General features: G+C 56.4%; 15 protein-coding genes. 11 read left to right on the top strand and 4 right to left on the bottom strand.

All coding sequences use genetic code 11. The annotated features are described in order from the left end of the window. Position 1: 1 nt before the first annotated feature. Positions 2–667 (bottom strand): aspartate/glutamate racemase family protein, encoded by a 666-nt coding sequence (locus ACMGEE_RS02605; protein ID WP_370734032.1) that lies wholly within the window; start codon positions 665–667, stop codon positions 2–4. Between the two features lie 224 nt (positions 668–891). Here ACMGEE_RS02605 and ACMGEE_RS02610 point away from each other — a divergent pair, with 224 nt between their 5' ends. Together ACMGEE_RS02610 and ACMGEE_RS02615 are read left to right on the top strand one after the other, a co-directional pair. Continuing rightward, on the top strand, positions 892–2130 hold the full coding sequence (locus ACMGEE_RS02610; RefSeq protein WP_436829622.1) for an alpha-hydroxy acid oxidase: 1239 nt from the start codon (positions 892–894) through the stop codon (positions 2128–2130). Positions 2131–2140: 10 nt separating this feature from the next. Next, positions 2141–2836: a molybdate ABC transporter substrate-binding protein gene (locus ACMGEE_RS02615; RefSeq protein WP_301250862.1), complete on the top strand. Its 696-nt coding sequence runs from the start codon at positions 2141–2143 to the stop codon at positions 2834–2836. Positions 2837–3050: 214 nt separating this feature from the next. On the opposite strand, the gene ACMGEE_RS02620 is transcribed toward ACMGEE_RS02615, so the two are convergent. Beyond that, on the bottom strand, positions 3051–4088 hold the full coding sequence (locus tag ACMGEE_RS02620) for a LacI family DNA-binding transcriptional regulator (protein ID WP_301250864.1): 1038 nt from the start codon (positions 4086–4088) through the stop codon (positions 3051–3053). Between the two features lie 214 nt (positions 4089–4302). On the opposite strand from ACMGEE_RS02620, the gene ACMGEE_RS02625 reads away from it, so the two are divergent. The 8 genes from ACMGEE_RS02625 (at position 4303) to ACMGEE_RS02660 (ending at position 12917) form a co-directional block, all read left to right on the top strand. Continuing rightward, positions 4303–5616 (top strand): MFS transporter, encoded by a 1314-nt coding sequence (locus ACMGEE_RS02625; protein WP_301729569.1) that lies wholly within the window; start codon positions 4303–4305, stop codon positions 5614–5616. 20 nt (positions 5617–5636) lie between these two features. Then, positions 5637–6275 carry a 3-oxo-tetronate 4-phosphate decarboxylase gene (gene otnC / locus ACMGEE_RS02630; protein ID WP_253454251.1) on the top strand — a complete coding sequence of 213 codons (639 nt, stop codon included), beginning with the start codon at positions 5637–5639 and terminating at the stop codon, positions 6273–6275. Positions 6276–6302: 27 nt separating this feature from the next. Next, positions 6303–7448 (top strand): lactonase family protein, encoded by a 1146-nt coding sequence (locus ACMGEE_RS02635; protein WP_436829623.1) that lies wholly within the window; start codon positions 6303–6305, stop codon positions 7446–7448. A gap of 49 nt (positions 7449–7497) precedes the next feature. Continuing rightward, positions 7498–8205 (top strand): hypothetical protein, encoded by a 708-nt coding sequence (locus tag ACMGEE_RS02640; protein ID WP_436829624.1) that lies wholly within the window; start codon positions 7498–7500, stop codon positions 8203–8205. A gap of 128 nt (positions 8206–8333) precedes the next feature. Further along, the gene (locus ACMGEE_RS02645) at positions 8334–9692 is read left to right on the top strand and encodes a c-type cytochrome (protein WP_436829746.1); all 1359 of its coding nucleotides are present in this window, start codon (positions 8334–8336) and stop codon (positions 9690–9692) included. Continuing rightward, positions 9679–10188 (top strand): sorbitol dehydrogenase family protein, encoded by a 510-nt coding sequence (locus ACMGEE_RS02650; RefSeq protein WP_253454258.1) that lies wholly within the window; start codon positions 9679–9681, stop codon positions 10186–10188. The genes ACMGEE_RS02645 and ACMGEE_RS02650 overlap by 14 nt, the downstream gene beginning before the upstream one ends. After that, positions 10185–11819, top strand: a complete 1635-nt coding sequence (locus ACMGEE_RS02655) for a GMC family oxidoreductase (RefSeq protein ID WP_369894744.1) — start codon at positions 10185–10187, stop codon at positions 11817–11819. The genes ACMGEE_RS02650 and ACMGEE_RS02655 overlap by 4 nt, the downstream gene beginning before the upstream one ends. Before the next feature lie 387 nt (positions 11820–12206). After that, entirely contained in the window at positions 12207–12917 is a 711-nt protein-coding gene (locus ACMGEE_RS02660; RefSeq protein WP_436829625.1) for a hypothetical protein, read from the top strand. 143 nt (positions 12918–13060) lie between these two features. On the opposite strand, the gene ACMGEE_RS02665 is transcribed toward ACMGEE_RS02660, so the two are convergent. Both ACMGEE_RS02665 and ACMGEE_RS02670 read right to left on the bottom strand, forming a co-directional pair. Beyond that, positions 13061–15433: a membrane-bound PQQ-dependent dehydrogenase, glucose/quinate/shikimate family gene (locus ACMGEE_RS02665; protein WP_301250871.1), complete on the bottom strand. Its 2373-nt coding sequence runs from the start codon at positions 15431–15433 to the stop codon at positions 13061–13063. A gap of 506 nt (positions 15434–15939) precedes the next feature. Further along, a complete protein-coding gene (locus ACMGEE_RS02670; RefSeq protein ID WP_394148650.1) occupies positions 15940–17091 on the bottom strand; it encodes a glycosyltransferase family 4 protein in 1152 nt (383 codons plus the stop codon). A 998-nt stretch (positions 17092–18089) separates the two neighbouring features. On the opposite strand from ACMGEE_RS02670, the gene ACMGEE_RS02675 reads away from it, so the two are divergent. Then, positions 18090–18986: a LysR family transcriptional regulator gene (locus tag ACMGEE_RS02675; protein WP_253454264.1), complete on the top strand. Its 897-nt coding sequence runs from the start codon at positions 18090–18092 to the stop codon at positions 18984–18986. Positions 18987–19039 lie beyond the last annotated feature (53 nt).

The following is a 19039-nucleotide window of genomic DNA, read 5'->3' on the forward strand; positions in this document are numbered from 1 at the left end:
TTTACCCCTTAGCCGCAGCAAGTACGCTGGCCTTCATGCGTTTAACGGCGGCGTGCGGTGCGGTCAGCACCGGGATCGTGACCTGCTGACGCACGCTCTCGGCCGCGCGGGAAGTGGAAAAATGCGCCAGTATAATCACGTCGCAGTGCGCCAGCTCTTTCGCTCGCGCCGCCACCAGGCGGTTATGACTCTCCGCATCGCCTCTTTTCAGCAGGTCGATGGCGTCCTCCACCAGCACCGTGGTCAACTTCGCTTTCGAGCCCTGCTGCGCCACGTAGTCGGTAAATTCATCGGTCATGGTTTTCACCGCCGGGCCAAAAGTCGCCAGCATGCCGATATGGTTACCCTGCGCCACCGCCTCCATAAACATTGCTTCATTAGGTTTATGCACCGGCACCGGCAGTTCTTCGCTTAAGCGGTCGATGGCCGGGCCAAACGCGGAACAGGTAATTAAAATGCCCTGCGCCTGCTGGGCAAAGCCATATTTTCCCAGCTGCACAAAGCGGTCGATCATCCCGGCGGAAAGCTCGCTTTCTCTGGCGCGATCGAGAGAAAGCCCGTCATCAAGCAGGTTGACCGTTTCCGCCTCCGGCCAGACCTCACTGAATGCGGTATGAATAGGCGCCATCGCTACCGGCGTGGCGTGCAGTAAAACAATTCTGTTCATGAGCTTCTCCTGGAAGGCGTCGGCCGAGCGCACGGCGATGACTTAATGTAAGGGCTTACAAATGTCGCTGTAAAGTGAACTCCGTCACATAAATCGGCGATGATGCAGCCAGACTGTTATTGAAATGTTAGAGATGATTAGCCAGAATTGAAAGCGCTTACAAAATAAATTGCCTTTATCCGTTTATGACGCTGTGCGTCTAACCCCTGGATCCGAGAACGCTTATGACTTCATCTGCTAATACTCCTTCTGCCGCCGTCGTCCCGCCAGGTGCGGCGCCTACCGTCGGCAATCCGGCGCTGAAGAAGGTGCCCCGTCATTTTCGTGATTTGCTGGCGCTGGATGATTTTGAACGACACGCCCGGCGCCGCCTGCCGGATATGATTTATCAATACGTGGCGGGCGGTGTCGAAACGGGCCGTGGAATTGCCGGTAATTTCGAGGCCTACCGTCAATACACTTTTGTGCCGCGCATGTTCCGTGATGTCTCCGGTCGCGATCAGCGCACCACCCTGTTTGGCCACACCTACCATCATCCTTTCGGCGTTGCGCCTCTTGGCGGCGCCTCTTTTGTCGCTTACCAGGCGGATATCGCGCTGGCGAAAGCGGCCAGGGCGATGAACGTGCCGATGATCCTTAGCGCCTCGTCGCTAATCAAGCTGGAGGATGTCCACGCCGCCAATCCGGACGCCTGGTTTCAGGCCTATCTGGCGGGCGATCAGCCGCGTATCGACAGGCTGCTGGATCGCGTGGCCGCGGCGGACTACCAGACACTGGTGGTCACCGGCGATACGCCGATGCTGGGCAATCGCGAGCACAATACGCGCAGCGGCTTTAGTATGCCGATTAAAATTACGCCGAAGGTCGCGCTGCAAAGCGCCATGAACCCACGCTGGCTGCTGGGCACGGTTGCGCAAACCTTTCTGCGCCACGGCGCGCCGCATTTTGAAAATACCGATGCCGAGCGCGGGCCGCCGATGATGTCCAGCAAGGTACGCAATACCCACGCTCGCGACAAACTCAACTGGAAAAACGTCGAGGCAATACGCAAAAAATGGCGCGGCAACCTGGTAATCAAAGGCCTGATGTCGCCGGAAGACGCCTTTATCGCCCGCGATCTGGGCGCGGATGCGGTGATCCTGTCCAATCATGGCGGCCGCCAGCTGGATCATACCGTGCCGCCGCTGCTGACCCTGCCGGAGATCGCGGCGAAAAAAGGCGCGATGAAGGTCATTATCGACAGCGGTATCCGGCGCGGCACCGACGTAATGAAAGCGATGGCGCTGGGCGCGGATTTTGTCTTCCTGGGCAGACCGTTCCTTTACGGCGCCGTCATCGGCGGCCAGGCGGGCGTGGAGCACGCCATGCATATTCTGCGTGATGAAATTGATCGCGATCTGGCGCTGATCGGCGTTCGCACGCCCGGCGAGCTGGACAGCAGCTATCTGCGTAAAACAGGCTAAGGAACAGGTTATGAGCAACGGAACACTTCGTCTTTTCAGCGTGCTGGCTATTCGCGCGCCCTTCGCCGCCGTGGAACAGGCCTGGCTGCGTAGCCACGGCGACCCGCTGACTATTGACTGGAAGCCAACCTCGGTTATTGAAAAAAATATTGCCGACGGCGCAACGGCGGACGCGGTCATCGTGACCAAAGAGGCGATGGACAGGCTTATCGACCAGGGCGTGGTGGCGGCCGACAGCCGGGTGGAGCTGGTGGATTCGCCGCTTGGCCTGGCGATGCTGCCCGATGCCGTTGCGCCCGATATCAGCAGCGTGGCGTCGTTTACCCGGGCGCTGCTGGCGGCGAAATCGGTGGCTTATTCGCTGGGCGGCGCAAGCGGCATCTATTTTCAGGCGCTGTTAAAACAATTAGGGATTGAAGAGGCGATCAACGCGCGCGCCACCACTATCGCAGAAGGTTTTACCGCCGCGCAGCTGCTGGAGGGCACGGCGGATATCGCCGTTCAGCAAATCAGCGAGCTGCTGATGGTGAAAGGGATCAAGGTCATTGGCCCGCTGCCGCCGGGCGCGCAGAAGGTGCTCTCCTTTTCCGGCGGCGTTTTTAACCGGGCGGCCAGGCCAGAGGCCGCCGCCGCCCTGCTCAATTTTTTACGAGAAAAAGAGGCAATGCAGGCCTTTGCGGACTACGGGCTGACGGCGCGGAACTAAGCGGCGCCTGGCAGTCTTTAGCGGCCTACGCACTAACGGCACGAGGCTGAGCGGCGCTTTTTTCAGGCCTTTGCGGACTATGGGCTGACGGTGCGGAACTAAGCGGCACCGGGCAGTCTTTAGCAGCCTACGCACTAACGGCACGAGGCTGAGCGGCGCCTGGCAGACTTTTTCGGCCCGCGCACCGACGGCGCGGGACTAAGCCGCACACGGTTTAGCCTTTGGCGGCGCGCGGTGCGGAGCCGGTGCTGCCGCGCACGATCAGCTCGGGTTTAAGCAGGGTCTGCACGGGCGCGGTTTCGCCATTCAGCGTGGCGAGCAGATAGTCTGCCGCGACCTCACCGATGCGATCCAGCTCCACGCGCATGGTGGTCAGCGGATGCTCCAGATGCTCGGCATATTCATAGTCATTGAAGCCGGTAATCGAAATATCGTTCGGGATGCGCAGATAGCGCTCGCTGGCCGCCCGCATCGCGCCAAAGGCCAGCAGATCGTTACCGCAGATCACCGCCGTCGGCGGATTTGGCCCGTCCAGCAGGCGGAACATCGCCTCGCGCGCTTCGTTCATGGTAAAGGCGCTGTTGATCAGATTGGCCTCGTCCAGCGTCAGCCCCGCCGCTGCCAGCGCCTGCCGCGTGCCGGTAATACGATCGGAAACGCGATCGTTGGACGGCGGCGTCCCGACGATCACGGCAAAGACTTTATGCCCCAGCGCCAGCAGGTGCGCGGTCAGCTCGCCTGCCGCCAGCTCGTTGTCGTAGCCCACGCTGGGATAACGCGCGTCCACGGAAAAGGTCTGGATACAGGGAATATTCTGTTGAGCGATGCGCTCCCACAGGCGCGGGTGGTGGCTGTTGCCCACCAGCATCAGCGCATCGATGCCGTATTCCACCAGCTTATTGACCTCTTTCAGCTCGGTATCGGGATCGAAATCGGAGCTGGCCAGCAACATGGTATAGCCGGACTGGTGGATCTGCTGCTGGAAAGCTGCCAGCGGCCGGGAAAAGGTTTCCGTCGCCAGCGTCGGCACTACCGCACCAATGGTCATGCTGCGGCGAGAAGCCAGCGTGCGGGCGGCGCGGTTAATGACATAGCCCAGCTCTTCGCAGGCGCGCTCAACCGCCTCCCGGCGCGACGGACGGACGGAGGCGCTGCCGTTCAGCACTCGTGAAACGGTAGCGGTGGATACCCCCGCACGCAGGGCGACATCGTCCAGCGAAACGCGGGCGGATGGCGATGGCTTATCGGACATCTTCAGACTCCAGAGCGAAATTAGTGACGTTGCCCACAAAATTTACAGACAACCAATACCTCTATTTGAAAGCGCTTACTTTTTGCTTGACTGAATTTTGTAATCGCTTACTTTTAACATCATATTATCAAATACTGAAAGAACTTTACTTAACCATAACATTCAGGCGGGCGCGCTCGTTCATTACGGCCCCGAAATCATAAAGGAATTCACCATGCGTAGATACCCGCGGATCCGCTGGCTGATGATCGCGTTCTGCTTTTTCGCCATCGCCATCAACTACATAGATCGCATTAATTTAGCCATCGCCGCCCCACATATCAAAAAAGATCTTGGGCTGGACGACACCAGCATGGGGCTGATCCTTGGCGCTTTTTTCTGGACCTATGCGCTGATGCAGATCCCGGCTGGTCGACTGATTGACCGCCTGGGCGCGCGCACCGGCCTGGCTATCGCCGTAGGCTGGTGGTCGCTGTTTACCGTGTTTACCGCTTTTGGCCGCGGCTTTACCTCCATTTTCGCCTCGCGTCTGATGCTGGGCCTGGGCGAATCGGGCGGCTATCCGGGCTGCGCCAAGGTGGTTTACTCCTGGTTCGCCAAAAAGGAGCGCGCCACCGCCAGCGGTATCTTCGATGCTGGCCCGCGCGCGGGCAGCGCCATCGCCCTGCCGCTGGTCGCCTGGCTGATCAGCACCTGGGACTGGGAAACCTCGTTTATCGTCACCGGCGCGCTGGGGCTGATCTGGGTAGCTATCTGGCTGGTTTTCTACCGTGAACCGGAGGAGATGAAAGGCCTGAAGGAGCAGGAGCGCCAGAATCTGCTGGCCGACCGCAGCGTACAGACGCTGGGGAAAAACGAAAAAGTGCATATCGCCGGTCTGTTCCGCTACCGCACCGTCTGGGGAATGATGATCGGTTTCTTCTGCATGAACTTTGCTACCTACTTCTTCGTCACCTGGTTTCCGACCTACCTGACCATGGCGCATGGCTTTTCGCTGAAGGAGCTGGGCACGCTGGGCGCGATCCCGGCGCTGATGGGCATCCCCGGCAGCCTGCTGGGCGGCCTGACCTCTGACTGGCTCTATCGCCGGGGCTTTTCGCTGACCACCGCCCGTAAATCCTGCCTGATTGGCGGCATGCTGCTTTCTTCGGTGATCGCCTTCGCCGCTTTCACCAACAGTATCCCGGTGATCCTGACGCTGTTCTCACTGACCTACGCAGGCCTGGCCTTTACCGCCGCCAATATCTGGACCCTGCCCGCCGACGTCGCGCCCAGCGCGGGCTATGTCGGCACCCTGGGCGGCATTCAAAACTTTGCCGGCAATCTGGCCGGGATCGTCACCGCCTCCTTTACCGGACTGATGCTGACCCTCAGCCACGGCTCTTTCGTGGTGCCGCTGCTGGTGGCGGGCGGTATCTGCCTGTTCGGCGCGCTTAACTTTATGTTCATCATGGGCAAAGTGGAGCCGCTGGCGATAAAAAAAGACGAAACGGCCGGTAAGGTAATGACGGCCGATCACAAAATTTAACCCGGATGCGGAGAGAAGCAATGACTACTGAACAGCAGCTGCGCGAAGAGATCTGCCAGGCAGGCAGAAGCCTTTACGAGCGCGGCTATACCGTCGGCACCGCAGGAAATATTAGCGCTCGTCTGGAAGATGGCTGGCTGATCACCCCTACCGATGCCTGCCTGGGTCGCCTGGTGCCGCAGCAGATCGCTAAGGTCAGTCGTGAAGGCGAATGGCTGTCGGGCGATAAGCCTTCGAAAACGCTGCTGCTGCACCGTCAGGTTTACGACCGTAACCCGGAGGTTCAGGGCGTGGTGCATACGCATTCCACTAACCTGGTCGGGCTGACGCTGGAAGGGGTCTGGCAGCCGGAATGCATTCTGCCGCCGATCACGCCTTACCAGGTGATGAAGGTCGGCCGCATTCCGCTGATCCGCTACTGCCGTCCCGGCGCGCCGCAGGTGGCGGAACAGGTGGCTCAACTCGCCTGCGAAGTGCGCGGCGTGATGCTGGAACGGCTTGGCCCGGTCGTCTGGGGCCGTTCGGTGCTCTCCGCCTGTTTCGCGCTGGAAGAGCTGGAAGAAACCGCCCGCCTGTGGCGGCAGGCAGCGGTGAAACCCCAGCCGCTCGGCGACAGCGACGTCGCGGAACTGTGCGAAGTTTTCGCCGCGCGCTGGTAAGGCTTTTTACCCTACAAGGAAATAATAATGAAAAAAATTTACGCAGGCGTGCTGCTTTCTCTGGCAGCCCTGACGGGCGCGGCTCAGGCGCAAAGCCTGGTGTATGTTTCCAATGCCGAAAGCGGCACCGTTACCGGCTACCAGCTGGATAAAGCGAAAAAAGCGCTGGTGCCGATCGGCAGTTTCCCGGCGGGCGCAAAGGCGATGTCTTCCGTTGTCTCACCCGATAAGAAAATGCTGTATGTCTCGGTACGCAGCAAGCCTTACAGCGTGGTGGCTTATCATATCCAGCCCGATGGCCAGCTGGTTAAGGCCAGCCAGTCGCCGCTGCCGGAGAGCATGGCCTATATCTCGCTGGATAAGCAGGGGCGCTTTTTGCTGAGCGCCTCTTACGGCGGCGATCTGTTCAGCATTAATCGCATCGACAGCAACGGTCAGGTGCAGGCGCAGCCGGTACAGGTCGTGCACACCGGCAAGCGCGCGCACGCTATCCAGGTCGATCCCGGCAACCATTTCCTGTTCGTCACGCTGCTGGGTGCCGATCAGCTGTTGCAGTACCGTTTTGACGCCGCCAGCGGCAAGGTAACGCCCAACGATCCGCCTTTTATTAACATCCAGAGCGAAGCGGCGACCGGCCCGCGCCATTTTGTTATCGCGCCCAACGTGGACAAACAGGGCAAGCGCAGCCTCTACGTGCTGACCGAGATGGCGGGCAATATCAGCCAGCTGACGCTGAACGCCGACGGCACCACGACGCCGATCGCGACGGTAAATTCCGTCTCGCCAAAGGAGGATATGCAGCGCGGCGAAGCGCGACCGCTAACGGGTGACGACGATCTGCCGCCTTCGCATAAGCCACGCATCTGGCAGGCGGATATCCATATCACGCCGGACGGCCGCTTTCTTTATTCCACCGAGCGCACCAGCAGCACCCTTTCCTCTTTTTCCGTCGATCCCCATGACGGGCATCTGACTTACCTCACCAGCATTAAAACCGAGCAGCAGCCGCGCGGCTTCGCTATCGACAGCAGCGGGCGCTTTCTGATCGAGTCCGGACAAAAATCGACCCAGCTTTCGCTCTACTCTATCGATCCGTCCTCCGGCGCGCTGACGCTGAACGGCCGTTATGCCACGGGCAAAGGCGCCAACTGGGTATCGCTGGTCGAAGAGTAATTACTACGGGCCCGGACGGGCCTGAATGGCAGTCATAACAGGAGAGAGTATGAAACGCAGACATCCCTTCCTTTCCGCCCTGTGCGCTACGGGCCTGTTCGCCCTGACGGTACCAGCCGGACACGCCGCGGAAAAAGTGGTCGCCACCGATCTGGAGCCGCTGCATCACGTGATCCTGGAAAATCAGTACGTCACCGTGATGCGCGTCATGATCCGGCCCGGCCAGTCCACGCTGTTTCATGAGCAGCACCTGGATTATGTGAACACCCATATCAACGGCAGCCTGGTGCATATTTCCTATCCCAACGAGCCGGCTAAAGATACCGAGATGAAAACCGGCAATGTGAAGTTCGGCGCGCATCAGGGCAAATCCGATACCGATAAGGTCACCAACACCGGCACCACGCTGAACCATCAGGTGGCTTTTGAGATTAAACAGAACGGCCCGCAAAACTTTGGCGGCGCGACCCGGCCTGAGCTGCCCGAATTCCAGCAGGTGCTGGATAAAAAAACGGTCAAGGGCTGGAAAGTCACTCTGCAACCGGGCGAAAGCACCACGCTCTATAGCCAACACGGGCCGGGCGTCCGCGTCTTTTTTACCGAAGGCCGCATGCTGGAATCGGTGCCCGGTCAGCCTAACCACAATAAAGAAGTCTGGCTGCATCGCGGCGACGCCATCCTGACCCAGCCAGGCCAGGTAGAACTGATCAACGGCGGAGAAACGCCGCTGATCTTTAACGATTACGAGCTGCTTTAACCCGATTGAGGGCACGCGGCACGGCCGTTTGCCCCTGTCCATGATGACGAACCGCCCGGCTACAGGGCGGCAGCATTTTTCTTTTTACAGGAGCATGTCAGGTGAGACGATTAAGTCTGCCTTTGGCGATGAGCCTGATCCTTTTCACCGGGATAACGTCTGCCGCCGTGCAGCCTTCGGGTGATCAAGATCTTATCGCTAAGGGAAAATATCTTGCGCTGGCCGCCGACTGCGGCGCCTGCCACACGTCGCCACAGCAGGGCGCGCCGATGGCGGGCGGCTATGCGATCCACTCACCGCTGGGTGATATCTATGCCAGTAATATTACGCCTTCAACCCGTTACGGCATCGGCGAATACAGCGAGGCGGAGTTTGCGCGGGCAGTGCGTGAAGGCATCGATAAACAGGGGCGCCATCTCTATCCCGCTATGCCTTATACCGCCTACAACAAAATCAGCGACGAGGATATCCACGCGCTGTATCACTATTTTATGCACGGCGTTGCGCCGGTAGATCGCGCCGCGCCGCAGACGCACCTGCCTTTTCCCTTCAGCATCCGCGCGTCAATGCTGGTCTGGAACTGGCTGTTTGCGGAGAACCAACGCTTTGTGCCGCAGCCGGATAAGTCGCCGGAGATCAATCGCGGCGACTATCTGGTCAACGCGCTGGCCCACTGCGATACCTGCCATACGCCGCGTAATTTTTTGCTGGCGCAGGACAACGATCGCGCCTTTTCCGGCAGCAGCCTGGGTAGCTGGTATGCGCCCAATATCACGCCTGATGCGCAGTCCGGCATCGGCAGCTGGAGCCACGACGAGCTGGCGCGCTACCTGAAAACCGGCCATATCGCCAAAGCCCAGGCCGCCGGGCCAATGGCGGAAGCGGTTGAGCACGGTCTGGCGCATCTTAGCGATGGGGACATCCAGGCGATTACCGCCTGGTTGCGCCAGGTTCCGGCGGTCAACAGCGGCACCGGCCGCGCGCGCGACAGCTATGGTCAGGCTTCGGATGCCGAACAGCGGCTGCGCGGCCAGAGCGGGCAAAGTGATGCCGGCTGGCAGGTTTTCAGCGGCAGCTGTGCCAACTGTCATCAGGCCCAGGGTCAGGGTAACGATCGCTACCCTTCCCTGTTTCACAACACGGCCACCGGCGCGCCTCAGCCCGATAATCTGGTTTCCGCCATCCTGTTTGGCGTTCGGCGGGATGATATCGCTATGCCCGCTTTCGGCCCTGATGCCGAATTTACCAATCGCCTCAGCGATCGGCAGATTGCTGACGTCAGCAACTACGTACTGAAAAACTTCGGCAATCCGGCGGTAGTCGTTACGCCTGAACGGGTGAAGCAGCTGCGTGAAGGCGGCGATACGCCTTTACTGGTCAAATTAACCCGTCCCGCCGCGTTACTGGGGTTACTGCTTGTGGTGGTACTTATCGTCGCGGGCCTTGTATTACGTCGTCGAAACAGGAGGCAACATGCAGCCCACTAATCCCGGCCGCCGCCGGCTGCTGAAAGGCATGGCCGCGCTCTCCCTCAGCGCCTGCTGCGCCACTCTTTTTCCGCGTCAGCTTGCCGCACAGCCCGCTGCCGCCGATTTTAACGCGCTGTCCGCTTTTCTGGTCAGCCGCCCGGTCAGCGCCATTCTCAGCCAGCGTTATTATGCCGCGTTGGAGCGTCACTATGCGGACTTCCCGTCCCGCTTCGCCGCGCTGGCGGATTATCTCGCCGAACGGCGCTTTGCCCACGTCGATGACTTTTTGCAGGCCACGGCCAGCGATACGCCGCTTTTCCGCACCGCCTCGCTGATTATTGGCAGCTGGTACACCGGCGTGGTCGGCGAAGGTGCGAAAAGCGAACTTATCGCCTACGCCGACGCCATGATGTATCAGCCAACGCAGGGCATTCTGGTGGTGCCGACCTATGGCAGCGGCCCGGATTCCTGGGGCAGCAATCCCGAAACGGTTAAAATGGAAGGTCAGCAATGAAAAATATCGATGCCGATGTGATCGTCATTGGCTCCGGCGTCATGGGCGGTCTGGTCGCGACCCAACTGGCAAAGGCGGGAAAATCGGTGATTATTGTCGAAGCCGGCCCGCGCGTTAAGCGTCAGGAAATCGTCGAGCGCTTTCGCAATTCGCCTTTTAAGATGTCCCTCACCAATATGAAACTCCAGGGCGTAGGCTCACCCTATCCCGATTTGCCCCACGTCCCTTCAACCTATGGCGACTACTTACAGCAGGCCGGCCCGGTAAAATACCCGACCAAATACTTGCGCGTGGTTGGCGGCACCACCTGGCATTTTGGCTCCGCGCTGTGGCGCATGATCCCGAACGATTTCAAACTGCAAAGCCTGTATGGCCGCGGTCGCGACTGGCCCATCGCCTATCAGGATCTGGAGCCCTGGTACGGCGAGGCCGAACGAGAGCTGGGCGTGTCCGGCATGGACGGCCAGGATGAGAGCGGACACGGCGGCGAAGCCTGGCCGCCGCGCTCCACGCCTTTTCCGATGAAGGGGCTGGAGCCCAGCTATCTTTTTAAACGGCTTTCCGTCCTGCTGGGCAAAGGCGGCTATCATCCGGTGATGGAGCCGAACGGTCGCGCCACGCGGCCTTATGGTCAGCGCCCGGCCTGCGCGGGCAACAATAACTGCAATCCGGTTTGCCCAATCGCGGCAAAATATGACGGCTCAATGCATATTGATGAGGCGGAGCGTCACGGCGCGAAGCTGCTGGATAACTCGGTGGTTTATAAAATAGAAGCCGATGAGCAAGGTAACATCAGCGGCATCTGGTATCGCCGTCCCGATGGCAGCAACCATCACCTGACCGCTAACTACTTTGTGCTGGCCGCCTACGGGATTGAGTCGCCCAAGCTGCTGCTGATGTCCGCTTCCGAACGCTATCCGCACGGCATTGCCAACAGCTCCGACCAGGTGGGTCGCAATCTGATGGGCCATACCGGCATCAGCATGAACGTAATGATGAATGAGGATGTCTGGCCAGGCCAGGGGCCAACGGAACTGCTGGTTTACCTCAACAATCGCGACGGTGATTTTCGCAAGGATTTCCCCAGCTATAAAATAAAAGTGCGTAATACGGTGCCAACGGCGGACTATGCGGCCTCGCTGATTAAGAAAGGCGTGCTCGGCTCAAAGCTGGATGAGGAATTAAAAAGGATGTCGGCGCGTTCGCTTAATTTCGCTATCGACTTTGAGACGCTGCCGCTCGCGGAAAATCGTATCGTCCCCAGCAAAACCAAAAAGGACGCAATAGGGATACCTGTACCAGAAATATATTACAGCGTCACCGACTACTGGCACGCAGGAAAAGAACAGGGCCTGAAGGATTTTGATAAATTTGCTCAGCTACTAAATGCGCATATATCAAAAATTGATACGGGTTATCAGGATCGCCAGCATATTATGGGCACCACAATTATGGGCGATAATCCGGCTGATTCCGTGGTTAACAGACAGTGCCAGAGCCACGACCACCCTAACCTGTTTATCGCCGGCACCAGCGTGATGCCTTCTGCCTCCTGCATGAACCCGACGCTGACCGGCGCCGCGCTGAGTCTGCGCCTGGCCGACTATATGCTGAATACCGTTAAGGTTTAAATTAACGGGTTAGCGTTATTATACGGGCAGCATTAATACCGACTGCCCGTTATTTCCTGTGCGGCCCATTTGAGCATTTGGGCGTTTGGGCATTTGGGCATTTGGGCATTTGGGCATTTGGGCATTAATATGAATCTGCTTCAGAAAAAAATGTAAATCTCATGGCAGTGTTGCAAAAAGCTGAAGCCATCTCGAATATCCAGTGTTAAACTCCCTGGCAGCAGTAAATTCCTTTTTCATTCTTCTCTCGCCGCAATAATATAGCGGCAGGACAGAAAAAGGAGTTCTGCTATGTTTTACGATCGCGTTGCGTTAAGGAAATCGCCGCTCGTGTCCGGGAAGGAAAAACGAGCGCGCGCAAGGGCTAAACCACAGGGAGGAGAGCCGATGAGCAGGCAGGTTAACCGTTTTGACCGGCTGGAACAGGATACGCATCAGATAAAGCTCAATTTAGCGATATTAACCGAGCGGGCCGAAACTTTCGTTACTAAAAACGATTTTAACGCGCTGGCCTCGCGTGCCGATAACTTCGCCACTAAAAGCGATATTCACGAGCTGGCTTCGCAAGCCGAAACGAATACGATTAAAAGCGACCTACAGACGCTGATTGCGCGTGCCGACACCTTTGCGACTAAAAGCGATATTCGCGAGCTGGCTACGCGAGCCGAAATGCACGCTGTCAAAAGCGATCTGCAGGTACTGGCTAAACGCGCCGACACCTTTGCTACCAAGAGCGATCTGCAGGTGCTGGCTGAACGCGCCGACACCTTTGCCACTAAAAGCGATCTGCAGATGCTGGCTGAACGCGCCGACACCTTCGCCACCAAAAGCGATCTGCAGATGCTGGCTGAACGCGCCGACACCTTCGCCACCAAAAGCGCTCTGCAGGTGATGGCTGAACGTATGGAGACCTTTGCCACTAAAAGCGATATCCTCGGACTGGCTACGCGTGAAGAGCTGGCTGAGGTCAGGAACGATCTGAACCTGTTGCGGGTCGAGATGTATAAAGCGCTAACCGGACAGACTAAGTGGCTGACGGCCTGCATGTTTACGGTAGCGATCCTGAGCCTGACTGCTGCAAAGCTGATTTTTGTCTGACGGAGCGGACGTAAAGCTGCGGTTTTTTGCTGACGGAGCGGACGTAAAGCTGCGGTTTTTTGCTGGTGTGACGGTGATGTCGACATCGTTATGAACAAATGAATAACGGACGGCATCCTGCCGTCCGTGTTTTTATTACGCCACTATTGCTTCAGGCGCCAGGCGACAACGCTGTCCCCTGCTTTGGTGCCCAGCGAACCGTGACCGCCTGCGGCGATAATCACATACTGCTTGTTATCCGCGCCCATATAGGTGGCTGGCGTCGCCTGACCACCTGCCGGCAGCTCGGTTTGCCACAGCAGCTCGCCCGTATTGATGTCGTAAGCGCGGAAGAAGTTATCCGCCGTTGCGCCATGGAACACCAGATCGCCCGCCGTAGTCAGCGGCCCGCCGTGCGCCACCATGCCCATAGGGAAGCCAATCGGGAAGCGGCCCGGCAGGAAGGTGGTTTTCAGGTTTTTGGTAGTGCCCACGCGGCGCAGCCATTCGGTTTTACCGGTAGTCAGATCGACACCGACCATACGGCCCCAAGGCGGAGCAATGCACGGGATCCCCAGGCTGGAGGCGAACTGCTGAATATGGATCGCGTAATCCCCTTCAAAGTTCTCGTTCCAGTATGGCGTGCCGTCTTTAGTAAACAGACGTTTGTTTTCCGTTTCCGGGGTACGCTTGATCAGGTTGTACTTGTAAGCCAGACGTACCGGCGAAGCGATCAGAATTTGACGTTCCGGATCGATGGCCACCGAGCCCCAGTTAAATACGCCGATATTGCCGGGGAAGACAATGGTGCCCGCTTCGGTAGAAGGCGTCCACGGGTTGCCGTCATAGCGCATAGATTTAAATTCGATGCGGCAGGCCATCTGATCGAACGGCGTCAGCCCCCACATCGACTTCTCTTTCAGCGGATCCGGGATAAAGTTCAGCGCCGAAACGGGCTGAGTCGGCGAAAACTTCTCGCCCTGCACGCCGCCTGTAGTAGAAACATCTACCTGATTAACAGGATAGACGGCCTGACCGGTCAACCGGTTCAGTACAAACAGGTTGCCGGTTTTGGTTGGCAGGATCACCACTGGCTGACGGCTGCCCTGATAGTCGATATCCAGCAGCGAAGGCTGGGAAGGATTATCACGATCCCACAGGTCGTTTTTGGATGACTGGAAGCGCCACTTAAAGGCACCGGTTTTTAAATCCAGCGCTACCAGGGTATCGCGGAACTTCTCTGTATTGCTGTTAGCGTCGCGGCGATTGCCCAGCTCGTCTGGCGATGCGTTGCCGAACGGCACGTACACCAGGCCATTTTTCAAATCGGCGCTCAGCGTAGCCCACGCAACCGGCGTGTCCTGAGGATAGGTCTGGCCTGCCGGCAGCGGCTGCGTCTGCTGCGGATTAGCCGGATCGAAGTTCCAGACCAGGCGACCACTGGTGACGTCATAAGCACGAATAACGCCGGATGGGTTACCGCTGTTAAAGCCGTTATCCATCACCGAGCCACCAACGATCACCAGGTTACCTGCAACCAGCGGTGCAGCGGTCTGCATCAGCGCGTGTGGACGAATGTTGCCCATATTCGCACGCAAATCAACGATGCCGTTTTCGCCAAAGTCAGCGCATGGCTTGCCGCTGTCCGCATCCAGCGCGATCAGCTTAGCGTCGGTCGTCGCGTTAAAAATGCGCTTGCGGCACATGGCCGGCGCTTCTGCTGCTGACGCTGGCTGCGCTTCTGGCGCATAATAGCTGACGCCGCGACAGGTCTGGTGCTGCTGCAGATAAGAACGATCTTTCGCAGGCTGATATTTCCACTTCAGCTCGCCGGTTTCCGGATTCAGCGCGTGAACTTCATTATGCGGCGTACAGAAATAAACGGTGTTGTTCACCTTCAGCGGCGTGGCTTCAAAAGTGTACTCCGTCGCATCCTTTTCGGTGCGCAGATCGCCGGTGTGATAGGTCCAGGCCACTTCCAGATTACTGACGTTATCCTTAGTGATCTGCTTCAGATCGGAGAAGCGCAGGCCGTTGCTGGTGCCGCCGTAGGCCGTCCAGTCATTGCTCGCCACGGCGGTATCAACCGGGGTGCGTTTGTTGGTCAGCTTGCCTGCCTGCGGATAAGGGTCATAGAAAGCCAGACCGATAACGAGAGCGATAATAACGATAACTGTCGTGCCGAGAAAAGGATGGAAGCCGGCAGGTTTAGCTGCGCCCTGCGCTTTTGACAACGGGCGTACAATCCAGGGTAAAGCCAGCCAGACGCCGAGCAGGCCAATAATGTCGCCGCGCGGGATCCACTGCCACTTATCAAAACCAACCTCATAAATGGTCCAGGCGACCACCAGCCACATTAAAATTGCATAAATCGACAGCGCAATTTTTTTATTTTTGAACAGCGCAATAGCCGTCAGCAACAGGCCAATCGCTATCACCACATAGAATGGCGACCCGCCCAACAGCAGCAATTTCCCACCCATGTAAAGCATAGCAATACCGACGATTGCTATAACAATACTCGTTAGCTTTATCATTTTCGTCTCTCGAATTAACCACAGGGATAGTTGATTTCAAATTACAATTACGCAACGTAAAATTAACCAAATTCAGTCAAAAAGAAAATACCATTTAATTAATGTATTTTAGGTGATAATTCAGGAGCGGAAGGATTATGTCGCGTACGCATTGCTGTCTGCATAAAGCGGGTAGTTCAGTTATGCGTTGTTGAGTGCATAAAGCGGGCATAACGGGTACGCATTACTCAGTGCATAAAGCAGGCATTTCAGGTATGCGTTGCTGAGTGCATAAAGCAGGCATTTAAGGTAGGCATAACTGAGTGCATAAAGCAGGCATTCCGGGTACGTATCACTGAGTGCATAAAGCAGGCATTCCGGATACGCATTACTGAGTGCATAAAGCAGGCATTTAAAGCGCGGAAATCGTCAGCGTTTGTTTATTGCGCATGCTGAAAAGGGATAAGGCGGCGTTGTACAGACCGGGAGACTGAGCATGCTCCCGGCGTTGTTTAAGCGTGGTGAGGTTATTTGCTGTAAAGCTTCTTCAGCCTGGCCTGATACGCTTCTACGTTATGCTCAGACTGGATCCTGGCGATAGCCGCATTGGCTTTATCGTGGATCTGTTCAGGATGGCGAATAATATCCTCAATAATGTTTTTCATGCGGTCGACCGTTTTACGACGCAGGGCATCGCGCTCTTGCAGAGAAGTAATGGCATAGTCGCAATCGTCGTTCAGCGGATGGCTAATCAACCAGCCCGCCTCTTGCGGATTGATTTCCGGCAGCGCACGCACGTTAGTGGTGATCACCGGACAGCCGCAGGACTGCATCTCCAGCACGGAAAACCCATAGGTTTCAGCCCAGGTTGGCAGCAGGCCGACATCCGCTTTTTGCAGCAGCTGCATCACTTTATCATTCGGCATGGCGCTGTGATGCTCGAAAAGATCGTAGCGGGCAATGGTCGCTTCCGTCTCACGGGCAAACGCCGGATCGTCCTGATAAGGGCCGAACGCGTAGTTGTTCGTTTTCTCAAGATCGCCTATCAGCGTAACTTTGATTTGTTCCGGCTGGATAGCGTTGGCGGCCAGCAGTTCGCCGAAGGCCTGCACGATTTCGCCGCCGCCTTTGCGATAAAAGTCTTTGCCAATAAAAACAAAATGAACCGGGTCGGCGGCATTACGCGCCGGTCGCTCGGTCATATAGAGCTTTTGCGGCGGATGCATAACCACCATCTTGTCGCGCAGCACGCGCGACAGCTCCGGGCTGTCGTTGAACAGCTTCATTTCCATCTTATAGGCCGCGCCGGAAAGCGCGATCAGCGCTAAACAATTATTGGCTGTCAGCGCTGAAGAGAGCCGTTGCAGCTTTGCGCGATTGTCCTCTTTGCTGCCGTTTTTAGGCGGCAGGATGCGTGGCAGCTCGGTTTCAAACGTCGCCACCCATTTACGGTCGGTTATTGCTATCTCGTTGAAAACGTGAAAGACATCAATGTTTTTTTTCTGCGAACCGACCAGCGGTCGAAACAGGAAAATTTTGTCTTTTTTAAGAAACTTCATGTTCAGAAGATTTATATAAGAATAAATATTCTTGTTTTTGAAGTTCACATATTCCACGTCAGCATCAACAATTATCGTCCGTTTCTCCGGGTAGTTATCGTTAGATACGCCGACTCTCATACCGCCACCTCATAGAAAATAATGCTAACCGCACTGAGTAATGTTATTAGAATTCAAATTTGCCCTGGTATTCATTCCATGACGCCCCGGTACTCCATCACATCGGCCGTCGCAAGTAAATACAGGCATATTCTTAATATCAAAACTGGCAAAATAGTTGCTGCTAAAAGCGGTGATGCTTACGCAGGTAATAGTTAATATTTAGTTAAAATTTGTCGTCAATCTGGCGAAGCACTCCGGTTAATACTGGCTGCAACAATATACACAGAAAGACACCCAGTGAAATAAAATATTACATTTACCGTCTCATATTTTTTTTTGGAAAGTAAGAAGCCAGGCATCACGGGCCTGCTGGCGCATTACAGCCTCCTTCTCTGACACAAGGGCTCTATCCAACACGTAAAATAGAGACCAGCCTTAATCAGAAAAAAGTAAACAAAAGGTTAAAAAAATTGAGTAAGATCAATAAAAATATAACAGCCGCTTATATAAGATTTGGTCGACCCGAACCGGACCAGGACTTTTCTTCTGCCCTACATTTAAAGTATTAGTATTTGTAAAAATGATGTCCGGTTAATATCTGCGCCACTGCCGCTTTTATTTGCTCACCTGAGATAGGTTGTAGCGATTTTGTAATTAAGATAGTTCTGTTTTCATCGAGAGCACTTTCTGGATTGCGCCGAATTTCCCGGGCAAAAAGAGAGGTAAAAAACAGGGTAACTGAATAAGAAATTTCTGATTAAAAAACGCCGGGGCAACATTCAGATTAGCGGAAAAAAGCGCCTGAAAAGTACCAATAATGACCAGAATAAAGCGAAAATGCCGCACGCGCGACGGATTCAAAAACCTGGCCCGCTTTTGCCGTAAAGATAAGCCTGCCTTTTTTGCAGTGCTTTGATTTAATTTAGAATTACTCAGGTGAATGGCAGGAAGCCGTCGCACCCCGGCCCCAGCCAGGTTACACTTGGTTCCCTGCCTTGTTCACCTCTGAGATAGCCATGCTGAAAGAAAATTTTAACGACCTTATCTCGCTGATGGTGATCGCTCGCGAGAGAAGCTTTACCCGCGCGGCGGCCAGGCTGGGCGTTTCCCAGTCCGCTTTAAGCCATGCCATACGCGGGCTGGAGGAGCGGCTGCAGCTGCGTCTGTTAACCCGAACCACGCGCAGCGTCGCCCCTACCGAAGCGGGCGAACGCCTGATAAAAACCATTGGCCCGCACCTTGAAGAGATTGAAAACGAGCTGGCTGCCCTGCATGAACTGCGCGACAGGCCCTCAGGCAATATTCGCCTTAACGTGGGCGAGCACGCCCTTACCTTCGCCCTGTGGCCCGCAGTAGAACAGTTTTTACAGGCGTGGCCGGAAGTGAATATCGAAATTATGTCCGATAATTCCCTGACGGATATCGTCAGCGGCCGTTTTGACGCGGGCGTACGGCTGGGCGAACAGGTTGCAAAGGATATGATTGCCGTCAGGATCGGGCCGGACTGGCGGATGGTTGTAGTGGGCTCGCCCGCTTATTTCGCTCGCTACGGCAGGCCCGCTACGCCACAGGATCTGCAGCAGCACAACTGCATCAATATGCGCCTGCCGACCATGGGCAGCATCTATGCCTGGGAGTTTGCCAAAGCGCAGCGCGAAATCCGCGTGAAGGTGGACGGCCAGCTGACGCTGAATAATCTGCAAACCCGAATTAAAGCTGCCGTGGCAGGGATTGGCCTGGCGATGGTGCCTGAGGATACCGTTGAGGAAGCGGTTAAGGCAGGCCAGCTGGAAAAGGTGCTGGAAGAGTGGTGCGCTCCTTTTCCGGGCTATTACCTGTACTACCCCAGCCGCCGCCAGCATACCTCCGCCTTTGCGAAGTTTGTTGAGGCGGTTCGCTACAGCGAGATCTGACGGCAAACGCAAAGGCCCGAAGACAGATCGGGCCTTTGATTAATAACGTTTAA

Origin of the sequence: Erwinia artemisiae (assembly GCF_051400835.1) — a bacterium.
GTDB classification, from domain to species: Bacteria; Pseudomonadota; Gammaproteobacteria; order Enterobacterales; family Enterobacteriaceae; genus Erwinia; species Erwinia aeris.